Annotated in this window: 13 protein-coding genes; 1 reads left to right on the forward strand and 12 read right to left on the reverse strand. The window is 44.0% G+C overall.

Annotated features, from left to right (window positions below):
* Positions 1-22: 22 nt before the first annotated feature.
* The 6 genes from AUC31_RS14155 to AUC31_RS14180 form a co-directional block, all read right to left on the reverse strand.
* Positions 23-436 carry a GNAT family N-acetyltransferase gene (locus tag AUC31_RS14155; RefSeq protein ID WP_058382565.1) on the reverse strand — a complete coding sequence of 138 codons (414 nt, stop codon included), beginning with the start codon at positions 434-436 and terminating at the stop codon, positions 23-25.
* A 29-nt stretch (positions 437-465) separates the two neighbouring features.
* Complete coding sequence (locus AUC31_RS14160; protein WP_058382564.1) at positions 466-930, reverse strand: GNAT family N-acetyltransferase; 465 nt, start codon at positions 928-930, stop codon at positions 466-468.
* A gap of 33 nt (positions 931-963) precedes the next feature.
* Positions 964-1,458, reverse strand: coding sequence for a GNAT family N-acetyltransferase (locus AUC31_RS14165; protein ID WP_058382563.1), 495 nt, complete (start codon positions 1,456-1,458; stop codon positions 964-966).
* 3 nt (positions 1,459-1,461) lie between these two features.
* On the reverse strand, positions 1,462-2,172 hold the full coding sequence (locus AUC31_RS14170) for a class I SAM-dependent methyltransferase (RefSeq protein ID WP_058382562.1): 711 nt from the start codon (positions 2,170-2,172) through the stop codon (positions 1,462-1,464).
* A 41-nt stretch (positions 2,173-2,213) separates the two neighbouring features.
* Complete coding sequence (locus AUC31_RS14175; protein ID WP_058382561.1) at positions 2,214-3,488, reverse strand: neutral/alkaline non-lysosomal ceramidase N-terminal domain-containing protein; 1,275 nt, start codon at positions 3,486-3,488, stop codon at positions 2,214-2,216.
* Between the two features lie 187 nt (positions 3,489-3,675).
* Entirely contained in the window at positions 3,676-4,110 is a 435-nt protein-coding gene (locus AUC31_RS14180) for an Rrf2 family transcriptional regulator (protein WP_058382560.1), read from the reverse strand.
* 193 nt (positions 4,111-4,303) lie between these two features.
* Here AUC31_RS14180 and AUC31_RS14185 point away from each other — a divergent pair, with 193 nt between their 5' ends.
* Positions 4,304-5,161 (forward strand): SDR family oxidoreductase, encoded by an 858-nt coding sequence (locus AUC31_RS14185; protein ID WP_058382559.1) that lies wholly within the window; start codon positions 4,304-4,306, stop codon positions 5,159-5,161.
* A 54-nt stretch (positions 5,162-5,215) separates the two neighbouring features.
* On the opposite strand, the gene AUC31_RS14190 is transcribed toward AUC31_RS14185, so the two are convergent.
* The 6 genes from AUC31_RS14190 to AUC31_RS14225 all read right to left on the reverse strand — a co-directional run bounded on the left by AUC31_RS14190 (position 5,216) and on the right by AUC31_RS14225 (position 11,364).
* Positions 5,216-6,847 carry a hypothetical protein gene (locus AUC31_RS14190; RefSeq protein ID WP_058382558.1) on the reverse strand — a complete coding sequence of 544 codons (1,632 nt, stop codon included), beginning with the start codon at positions 6,845-6,847 and terminating at the stop codon, positions 5,216-5,218.
* A gap of 240 nt (positions 6,848-7,087) precedes the next feature.
* A complete protein-coding gene (locus AUC31_RS14200) occupies positions 7,088-7,435 on the reverse strand; it encodes an ASCH domain-containing protein (protein ID WP_058382556.1) in 348 nt (115 codons plus the stop codon).
* Positions 7,436-7,496: 61 nt separating this feature from the next.
* Positions 7,497-8,921 carry an anion permease gene (locus AUC31_RS14205; RefSeq protein WP_058382555.1) on the reverse strand — a complete coding sequence of 475 codons (1,425 nt, stop codon included), beginning with the start codon at positions 8,919-8,921 and terminating at the stop codon, positions 7,497-7,499.
* Between the two features lie 271 nt (positions 8,922-9,192).
* Entirely contained in the window at positions 9,193-9,654 is a 462-nt protein-coding gene (locus tag AUC31_RS14210) for a GNAT family N-acetyltransferase (RefSeq protein WP_237150622.1), read from the reverse strand.
* Between the two features lie 40 nt (positions 9,655-9,694).
* The gene (locus AUC31_RS14215) at positions 9,695-10,252 is read right to left on the reverse strand and encodes a nucleoside/nucleotide kinase family protein (RefSeq protein ID WP_058382553.1); all 558 of its coding nucleotides are present in this window, start codon (positions 10,250-10,252) and stop codon (positions 9,695-9,697) included.
* A gap of 272 nt (positions 10,253-10,524) precedes the next feature.
* The gene (locus AUC31_RS14225) at positions 10,525-11,364 is read right to left on the reverse strand and encodes a DUF2785 domain-containing protein (RefSeq protein WP_058382551.1); all 840 of its coding nucleotides are present in this window, start codon (positions 11,362-11,364) and stop codon (positions 10,525-10,527) included.
* Positions 11,365-11,412 lie beyond the last annotated feature (48 nt).

An 11,412-nucleotide genomic window follows, 5' to 3' on the forward strand; every position in this document is an offset into this window, starting at 1 on the left:
GCTTCCTTTTATAGAGACATTCTTAAAATTCCACCTTATATACACAGCGGAATCGTTCAACTCCTGGATACTTCTCCCCTAAACTGGCAATAGAAAATCCATAGTTTCTGTAAAACCCCACTGTTTGCCGATCGGTTTCAGCAAAGATTTGATCCGGGTGATACAGCCGGCAGATTGCATCGATCATTCCACTCGCGATATTTTCCTCGCGCTGCTCAGGTAACACGGCGATATGCCGGATTTCGCAGTTGCCTTCTTCTAACAATGCGATTCCGATGCAAGCAAAAAATTCATCTGCAGCCGCTTCGCCGTATAGTTTGAGGTTTGGAGAAGCCATGTATTTCTCATACTCCCGCTCTACTTTTTCAGCAGAAGTGGCATAAGACAATAGCTTGTTTACGGAAGGATGCATTTTGTCCGAATCAATTTCTCTCACATCCTCACCTCCCACTTTTCAGTTTTTCGTCAACCATCCAATTCCATTTTCACAAAATCGAAATGCCCGCCATTCGTCGCCTGCACGAACGTTTCGACTTCCTTGAATCCAAGGTTTTCGTATAGCTTGATGGCCCGCTTATTGAAAGCCGCTACTGACAAAGTGATTTCTTGCGGATGGTAATTGCTTTTGGCAAAGTCTAACCCTGCCCTCAAAAACGCAGAACCTTGTCCGCGACCGGTCAAATCCGGCTTCATGCCGAGCCCGATATCCACCGTCTCTTGGTCCATTTGCCCGAAACTGTAGAAACCCACGGCTTCATTACCCCGAAAAACCATGAAATAACTGTCCTCACGTTTCTCAGAATCCAGAAACTCAGCCAAGTCTTCCGGATCTGCGTCCATATCGTAGAAGGAATAGTCTCCTTCATAACGCCAGTTTTCCGCAATGTCCTGCGCTTGCTCTTGCGTCATTTTTTGGAATCTGTATTCCATTTTTCTTCACCTCTTTGCACAAAATCGATTGTTTTATGTCGACCAGTGTATCTTATGGTCCTGCTCGCCAAGATTTTTCAGTCCTGCTTTTTCCAATACACGGATAGAAGCCTGGTTATCATTGTCGCAGCTCGCGATAATCCTTTTAATGCCGTCTTGTGTCAATCCCCAAGAGATAATCGCCTGCGCCATTTCCGTTGCGTATCCATGCCCTTGGTAAGCAGGCACAATACTATAGCCCAGCTCCAGCTCTTCCGGATTGTCCGTGCTTCGCCTAAAGCCCATGTCTCCCATAATGATTTGATCTTGTTGATGCACAATCAAGCCTTCCCATTCATTTTCTTCAGGATACTGGCTGTAGCGCTGAATTTTGAAAGGGAGGATTTCTTTATAGTCATCAGAAGGATAGCCATCGACGGCTTGATAACCGGCAGCTTGTTCTAACTCACGCTCGTTTAACATCGCAGCTTGCATCATTTCTGCAGTAAAAGTGATAAGCATCAATCTATCTGTCTTTATGTGCGTCATTTTCTATTCTCCTTTTCGTGCTTTTACAACCAGAAAGTTCGGCGCTTTCATCAAGCGTTCATAACGCTCCGTGTCCAGCTCTTTGAATTTTTCTGTCGGCTTCGGTTCGATGATATCTTCCAGTGAGAAATATTGAAGCGTTTTCGCTAAAATGTCGCCAAGCGGCCTTCTGAAAAACGGGACTTTATAGACTTTTCCTTCCTTTTTCCATTTGTCCACGATCAATTCAGTTGAAAAATAATTCATTTCCCGTGATAGCTTGATATCGGTGAATGGATGATGGACCGAGAACAGCAGAGTTCCTCCAGGTTTTAATATGCGCTGAAACTCTTTGAATGTGAAATCCCAGCCTTCTATGTAATGGAGCGTCAACGAACTGACGATACAGTCGAAACCCCCGTCTTCAAAGGGCAATTCACATGCCAAATCCAAACAGATGACATCCGCTTTATCGCCCACACGTCTCTTTGTAGCTTCGACCATTTCCGTGCTCATATCCACAGCGGTCACCTGCGCTCCTCTATCCATCAATTGCTTTGTGTACCACCCGGCTGCACATCCGGCATCCAATATTCTTTGTTCCCTTAAATCCTTTGGCAGCTGAGCCAGCATGGCCGGCCTTTCGTATTCGCTATTGTATAGGTTTTCTGCGTCTACTGAATGTTCGTATGCGTTAGCGAGACTGTTGAAGGTTTCTTCGATTTTGTCTTTCATGAGTCACCTCTGCTATTCATTCAATTAGCGTATTCAACTTGCTATTTGGGTTGAACCGATTTGTATAGCTCTTTAACTTTATTAATCACATGTTCAGAAGTCGATTCCTCCGGCGGCATCCACAAGTTTGTAATTGGCCCGTACACAACCGGATTTAATTCAACCTCGTATCCACCTTCTGGATAGGCTTCCTTTATAGGCAAATAGCCGAGATAACCGTTGGTATAGCCGCCAAAAAAGAATAATTCATTTTTCACTTCGTTTTTCAATTCAATAGCCGTCTCCACAAACGGCTCCATTGGAATTCCTGAAAACGCTCCTTCATTAATTTGAAAAAGTTGCAGTTCTAAATCGATTTCCAACTCGTTAATACTTTGGTTATGCATGTCGGTTAAAACATTTCGCCATTTCTCCGTCTTTACTCCCCACTCGACTTCCGTTACATCTGCGATTTCGTGTATTTTTTCCGGGACCGGTATGTCTTTTAGCCTCATCGGCAATTTGGCAGTTGCACATTCTAATGAAAAAATCGGCTTAAACTGGACTTCTGGAAGCATCTTTAAGACACATTCACTCAAAATAGTCCCCATCTTATTCAATGCTTCAACAGATCCGCGGTATTTTGCATTCACATTCCCTGCAGCCCCTTGGATCACCACGACTGGACAATCCAATGATTTTTGCAAGAGCTGTCTAGCGCGTCCTGGATAATCAGCGGATAAAATTTCACTTTCGCCTTTCAGCACATTCGGATGGGCTGTACAAAAAATGACAAGTCCCCCGATTTGTTCAGTCTGCCTATTCTTTATGGCCATTAATCCAATTCGCGAGTCCACTGCGCCCGCATCATTTACACCCATTTTCACTTTGCCGTTTGCCGTTCTTTCTCTTCGATTTACTCCCAAGTCCGCCTGGTTAACCTTCCATCCAATCTCTGAAGTGAACTTCTCTTTGTCTGCCAGAACTGCAGCTTTCACAGCATTAGAGATTAGTTGGTCTCTGTATGCTTTGATGGCGGGATTATTCCCGGCAGTTGCAGGGCCAGAGTGTGTGTGGGTAAAAGCCACCATGATATTGTCAGTTGCAACCTTCAATGCATCTGCAGTTTGCTTACGAATTTCATCTGTATCTTCGATTAGCATGCCGATATTATCGATGCTAATCAACACTGTTTTATCCTGTGCCGACTCAAAAACAATCGCCGTTGCATATATTCGTTCGTTGATATTTCGAATTCCGTTTTCTCGATGGTAACCGATAAACTCCATTCCGATCGGCGGAGTGATATCCACCGCATAAACGCCCGCTCTACTCATTTTCTCCAACTCCATATCTTGGTCTTTTAAAATTTTTTCTCGATTTTCGGTTCTTTTCTGAAGTTGTCTCTTTCATTTATTACACCAATAATTCCCACAAATTATTTAAAATAATTGAATGTTGTGTCTTCCCAAAATTTCTTAAGATATTCTCCAATAAAAAAAGACATTCGCATGGAATGTCTTTTCACTGAGTATGTTCTTTTGCTTCAATATCTTTCACGATGTCTTCAAGCGTCAGGTTCTGAAACACTTTTTCCATTGCCGACTGGGCGGCCATGAAGATTGGTTCGATGGTGCTTTGGATGTTTTTACCGACTACGCAATCGGGATGCGGCTTATCGTGGATGCTGAATAATTCGTTCTCCTCAACCACGTTCACTGCCTTGTATATATCGAATAGCGTAATCTCCGACAATTCTCTCGAAAGTTTAGCGCCCGCCACCCCTGGCTGCACGTCGATCAACCCCGCTTTTTTCAGCATTCCCATAATCTTTCGGATGACCGCTGCATTGGTATTGACACTGCCCGCGATAAATTCGGAAGAGGAGGCGGTTTCTTTATTCAAATCAATTAACGCCAGTATGTGGATTCCGACGGCGAATCGGCTGCTGATTGACATGTTGAGCCCTCCATTGCTTATTTATGTTGAATTTCACATGATGTAATTGTTCCGGTTACAAGTAATTGTATCAAATTTCGAGCTGAAAATATATTAAATCCAACCTGCTGACAAGATGGTTACAAGTGAATAAACTAAACATGTAATCAATGCAGTTACAACAAATGAACAGAATGAACAGGAGGAATTATTGATGAAAATTTTGGTAACAGGGGCTACAGGAAAACTGGGCTCAAAAGTAGTGGCATCTTTATTGAAACAAGTACCTGCTAGCGATCTTGCTGTAAGTGTCCGCAATCCCGAAAAGGCTGAAGAGTTGCGCGCTCAAGGCGTAGACGTTCGCCACGGTGATTTCGATGCTCCGGAAACATTGGATCAAGCTTTTCAAGAAATCGACCGCTTATTGATCATCTCAACTGACGGCGACAACGAGACAAGAATCCGCCAGCACGAGAATGCGGTTCACGCCGCTGAGCGCGCAGGCGTTAAATTTATCGCCTATACGAGCCTCGCCAATGCGACAGAAAGCCAAAACCTGATGGCCCCGCCGCATGTAGCGACAGAAGCGGCCATCATCAAAACGGGCATCCCTTATGCATTCCTTCGCAATAATTGGTATTTGGAAAATGAACTGGGCAGCATTCAAGCTGTAGAAGCAGGCGCGCCTTGGGTCACTTCGGCTGGAGAAGGAAAAGTCGGCTGGGCTCTGCAGCAGGATTATGCCGACGCAGCTGTTTCCGTATTGACTGGCAGCGGCCATGAAAACAAAACTTACGAACTTTCTGGTCCCTTGTTAACACAGGAACAGCTGGCTTCGGCACTTGGTGAAGTGCTGAAAAACCAAGTTTCGGTCCAACAAGTAAGCGACGAAGAATACGCAGAGGTCATGAAGGGTGCAGGCGTTCCAGACTTCGCCATCCCGATTGTCGTCGGCATCCAGGAAAGCATCCGCAACGGTTCGCTCGAAGTCGCAAACAGCGATTTTGAACAAGTGCTCGGCCGCCCGCTAACACCGATCAACGATGCCCTCGCACAACTGGTTTCAAAATAAAAAGCAATACAAAAAACGGAGCTGATCTTGTCGATCGGCTCCGTTTTTTATTTATTATTGTTGAGCTGCCAGCTCAGCTTCAAACTGTTCTTTCAACTCGATCAATGCGGTTCTGTTTGCTGAGAGATCTTCGGGGTATCTTGCTAAAACGACATCGATCAAGTTCGCTTTTTCGTTTGTAGAAAATAATGCAGTTACAGTATCTTCTCCTTCTAACACACCACGATAACCTTCGAGTGGCTGGCCACTTTCAATGTCGTTTGCCAACTCCGATACTTCGGCAAAGAGCTTTTCACTCCAAGCACGCTCCCATTCCCCCGCTGAATCAACGCCCATTTCCGCATACTTTAATGCTTCGGAAACGTCCGTAAATAACAAATCCTGAGTAATGTAATTATAAGCACTTGATACTCCTGTTATGCTCTCTGGATTGACGAGCCTCAGCTCATTCTGTCGATAAAGGTTTGTATTTTCGTAGTCGCCTAACTCCCTATACTGGCTTGCAATCTGATGGTTAAGCGTTTCTAAATTAGGTGCAGATTCTGCAATTTCCAGAAAAATCTCCAATGCTTCTTCTGACTTCCCTTGTTGCTGCGCTAATAAATCTGCTCTTTTCCATAAATCACTCAGCTGTTCAAAACTCACAAAAAACTTAGCCTCGTAACTTTCTAGAGTTTTTCCGGTCGCTTTTTTAAAACTCGATTCGAACGAAGAATGTTCCATCTCTGCGAAAATTCCTGGAAGAACGCTTTCTCCCTCCTCTTCTAGCACGAATTCTAAAAAGGCACGGCTTTGAATATACGGATTAAAGGGATCAGACAAATGATTTTCCCAACCACCTGGGTTCTCCAAGTTTTCAAAAGCCACATGTTCATATGGGTCATGTGCATTGAATGGCAGTCCCTGCTCTTTTTCCGACAAATAAGTAGCCACACCCTCTATAAACCAAACAGGAATTTCAGTACTATACATCCCCCGCTCTTCGGCGATTCCGAAGAACAGATGGTGTGTATATTCATGCATAGCCGATACTTTGTCGATCGGCAGAGGCAAATGAATCGTCTGATCGTGTTCTTTGTAAAACCCGCTGTACTCCGCCTCAATCGTTTCCCGAATCGGCATGTCGAGATTCTCTCCATAGAGAACGAAAGACACTGGGGCGTCGGTTTCACCGCCCAGCTCATGCTGCAGTTGTGGACGATTGGTTTCTACAAGGCCTACCAATAGTTCCATTTCTTCTAATGGCTCGCTTCCCGGCGCAAAATAGAATGTGATTCCATTGATTTCTTTTGAATCCAGTGTAGCTAAATCAATGGAATCGTCCTCTCCTGTGATCATTCGGCGGTAATAAGTTACCTTCTCTTCAGGCGTCAGCTCCGTTGCTTCTGTCATGTCGTATTCGACATCATAGAGCAGAAAGTTTGTGGCGAATAAAAAGAGCGTAAAAATCCAGAACAAAATAGAAGAAGCTATCAGAAAGACAGCATTCGTTATTTTTTTCTTGCTATCCCCCGCTTTTGCAATCCAGACAATCGCCAACACAATGCCCGCGATTACGAAGACACTTACACCAAGCCAGGCAATCAAGCTTTGCCCTACATCCAAATACAGCAGCAAAACCCCGAATCCACCCGTCAGCAAAAACAAACCAAGGAAGCTCAAAATAATATTTTTCAATATGTGCATAACTCACCTCTAATTAAATTGAACATCCTAATTTGATTTCTTCGTAGGTTTTAGTAAGAAAAAGGAGCTGCTCCCCATAAACCACCCACCTGCTACAGCAAGCGCAGTACCAACAGCCACCGCAAAAGTGGATAAGTATGTGGATATATACATACCAGCCATAAACATTAGTAAGCCTGTGGAAAACATAATTATGCTTTTTGTCATTTTTACAGCTCCTTCAACAGTTTATCCACCGTTTCAGGGGAAAAGCAGCTCGATTTCGATTGCCAAGCTGCCCCATTCTTGTTCACGCGCTGGTGAATAGAGGGTGTGGATGGATTCAACGCGTTTTTCAATATTGTTATCCACAATTCCGAATTTCTCAGCGGGAATGTCTTCGAACATTTCTCGAAACGTCGGATATGTGCATAACTTTGTGATTTTCACTAGTAGTTTTTCGTCTTCGCTGGGCAGTTTCGTGAATTCTATCGTGTCGTTCTCTTTTAATTTTCTTCTCTTTGGATCATGAAGCCTGATTTCCACCGTTTTCTTTCCGGACTGGATTGCCCGGAAAGGTTCTTCGTAAAGTTTCATTTTGTGCTCCATCGCTATCCTCCAAAGTCATTGTTTATTGTCAGAGAAAAAAGTTTGAGAAATTTATTCTTTATTACCAAAGGCCAAGCGCTTTCCACCATAGGCCGCCTGCGCCAAACCAGACCACAATGTGGATCAGGGAAATGATGAACCCAAGGCTCCACCATTTCTGTTGGCTGACATAGCCGCTTCCGAAAAAGACCGGAGCCGGACCTGCGCCGTAATGCGTCAAGCAGCTGAACAAGTTCGAGAAGAACGCGAGAATCAGTGCTGACAATAGCGGTGGTGCGCCTGAAGCGACGATGACCGACAAGAACGCCGCATACATCGCGCTGACGTGAGCCGTGTTGCTGGCAAAGAAGTAATGAGAGTAAAAATAGACGATCGCCAAAATAACCAAGGTCATCATCCACGACAGTTGTCCAACAGCATTCCCCATCAAATCGCTAAACCAAGGAATCATGCCCAATTCGTTCAAATACGTCGCCATCATGACAAGCACAGAGAACCAGACGAGCGTATCCCAAGCACCTTGTTCTTTTTTGATATCCGACCAGGTCAACACCCCGCTGAGCAGCAGCACACAAAGCCCGACGAACGCACTGGTCGTCGCGCTGATGCCGAAGTTTCCGCCAAAAATCCAGAGTGATAACAGCAGGACGAAGACGCCGATCATATAGCGTTCTTCTTTTTTCATCGGCCCCATTTCCTTCAATTTCTCTACCGCAATGGCAGAGGCTTCCGGTGTTTCCTTTAATTCCGGCGGGTACAATTTGTAAATCACAAAAGGAATGAGCGCCAAACTGATCAAGCCAGGCACTAATGCGGCGAGCGCCCAACCGCCCCAGGTGATTGTTTCCCCGGTAATTTCCTGAGTAATCTGAACAGCGAGCGGGTTCGCGGCCATGGCCGTGACGAACATCGCCGAAGTAATCATATCTCCTTGGAACGAGACTTTGACCAAAAATGCCCCGATGCGCCGCTCCGTGCCGTCTCCGACTCTCGATTCGTATGTTTCTGAAAGCGAGCGAATGATCGGGAATATGATACCGCCAGCTCGCGCGGTATTCGATGGCATGGCTGGTGCCAAAATCAAATCACTCAGCAGCATCGAATACGACAAGCCGAGCGTTTTCTTGCCGAACAGCCGGACAAACAGGTAAGAAACACGTGTCCCCAAACCGGTTTTGATAAATCCGCGTGAAATGAAAAAAGCGATGACAATCAACCAAATGGTCGTGTTTTGAAATCCGCTTAACGATTGTTCCAAGGTAAGAATTTGGGTTAGCGCAATAATTGTCAGCGCGAGAATCGCCGTGCTTCCCATCGGTATCGGTTTGATCACCAATGCCACAATCGTAGCCACAAAGATACTGAACAAATGCCAGGCATCCGTTTCCAATCCAGAAGGTGCGGGAATGAACCAGATAGCCGCACCGATAGCGACACAAATCAAGAGCAACTTCCAGTTCACTTCTCCTTGTTTTTGAGTATTCATCCTACTTCTCCTTTTTAAATACGGTATTTTATGCAAGGAGGATTATACGCCTTTCGGGCTGTTGAATGAATACATCCGCTCGGCTGTTTTATGTGGATCCGGAATAAGAATACGCTTACTTTCACACGACAATTGCCCTTAACCCCCGAACGGCGGGAACTGCATTTAACTGCTTTTGTGTTGTTGTAAATTTTGACTTTTTGTTCACAAAAAATTGCTCTAATCTGTCAAATAATTCTCAATTCACTGCTATTCTTCTAACTAAAAGCATTTACTGTGAGTTGCTAAATTCCATCAACCATTTCTTTCCGCCATTTATCTTTCTCACTTTCACAAATCCGCATTTTTCATAACAACGAATCGCTCTTGGATTGGAAACCTCGGGGTCTAAAACTACGGTGTCTGTGGGCAAGTCCATAAGATAATCCAGGAAAGACTTGACCATCAATGTTCCGATTCCCTGATTGAAGAGTGCAGGATTTCCGATGAATTGATCGATACCCTGTACATTTAACACAAGTGGGTAACCATAGTCGACTTGCACTTCTTTAGCCAATTGATAATGCTGCATAAAACCAAAAGGTATGCCGTTTCGCTCCGCAATATATGGATGGACAGCTACTTGCCCTTGGATTCTTGGCCCGTATTTCTGTTTCACTTGTTGTATCGTGAAGGGTGAATTCACATCTCCGTAAAATTCCAGTACTTCTCTTGTGCTAAGCCACTTAGCCATTATCGAAAAATCTTCTTCATTCATCTTTCTAATCGATAGTTTAGGTACGGCCTCTATGGTACTCGCCACCTTTCTCCATGATGTGATCGGCAAGGCTCTCAATAGTTAAAGTTCCATCTACAAGTAAATCAGAATCCGGCTGAATAGTTTCAATCATGTTGAGATAAGCGCGCCTTCCGTGACTTGCATAATGATTCACTTGTGCCACTATTTCTTCTCCGGAACTATTTTGAAAGTCTCTACTAACCCGCCTGGCCAAGGCAAGATCGAGCGGTGTCTCAATGAAGACAGCCAGATCAATAAATTCTTTCATTTGCGTATGTTGATACGCAAACGGATAGTCTAAAAATATGTATTCCAACGGTTGCTTCAGCAATTCCATGAAATCCGCAACAAACGGCTCGAGGTTCCACTCATGCGAATTGGCGCCGCGATTGATCCATTCCAATACATCATCCGGCCCGTCCAAGTCGTAATCATCAAAGAACAGCGCTTTGGCGTTATTTGTATGTGTGGCCAAATGAGTGGTGAGCGCAGTTTTACCGCCCCCTGAAACACCAGCGATTGCTATAGTGATGGGTTTATTCAAATTGTTCACCGGCTCTCACTCATGGAACTATCGGTTTCCGATTTTTTTCTGTTCCATCTAGAGATAATGACAAATAACACAGCTATTAGATTGACCAAAAACATAATGATGTAATAGAGGTGTGTGTCGCCTTCCATTAGATAAGTGCCGTATCTTAGCGTGTTGAGCGCTAGGACAATGACTAAGAATATATGAGTTTTGTTATTCACGATCGCCTCCTTCCACTCTTCTATTTACGGGAGTGTATAAGGATCAGTTCCCAAAACCGCATTAAAGAGTCTTTAAATTTCTGACAGACAGGCCCCTATGCTTTTTTGGAGCGGTAGTAAGTCAGGATCATTATCAATCTCTACATAGAAGCTTTTTAGGAATTTCTTGCAGTTGGCGTATAGGTACCAATAGTTTTCTTCTGCTAGTTGACCTTTTTGCCCTTCCAATTCAACAGGAATATTTTCTACGAACCCTTGCATCACTTCGTATGGCAACCCCTGCTTTAACGTTTCCAATAGAGGAATCAGGATCCTTTCTTCTTCGTCGTGAATGTAGATATAGTCTGTTATAAATATTTTTTTCCATAAGACATTTGCTAACTCTTCATAATCATCAGCTGTGATTTTTTTATTTTTAGTGAGTTCATCAAAGGCATCCGCAATATGAGCGATGCTATGCGCCCAGCCTTTATCAACGACAAATCCCCTCAAGTCTTTTTCGAGAGTGATATAGGAAATTAATTGATCCTTCACTTCGAAAATTAACTCTCTTGAAAGAAAATCTTTCTGGTTATCTGAGTGCAGAATGAGCGCAATTAACAAACTGGTGAACGACCTCGTAAAAACGCTGTCTGTTCCGGATTCACCTATCCCTTTAAACAGCATTTGTTCGTTTAAACAAGACTTGAGCATCTCGCTCAATATGTTCGCTTCTATTTCATCTCCCAAAACCAGATCACAAAATGCACCGTATATTAACCTGTCGCGCAGCTCACCATCTGGGGAACCGATATGTACCATCATTGATTTAATTAATACCAATTCATTTTCTTTATCCCAGCCTTGTTTATCTATTAATGTCTTCTTTAACAAGTTCGCTTCTAATGGAACTACAGTATTTAAGCTGGCCATAATTCAACTCCATTTTCACCAGTAGTTAAACTAGCTCTTTCTAGCAGA

The sequence above is a fragment of the Planococcus rifietoensis genome (genome assembly GCF_001465795.2).
Classification (GTDB): domain Bacteria; phylum Bacillota; class Bacilli; order Bacillales_A; family Planococcaceae; genus Planococcus; species Planococcus rifietoensis.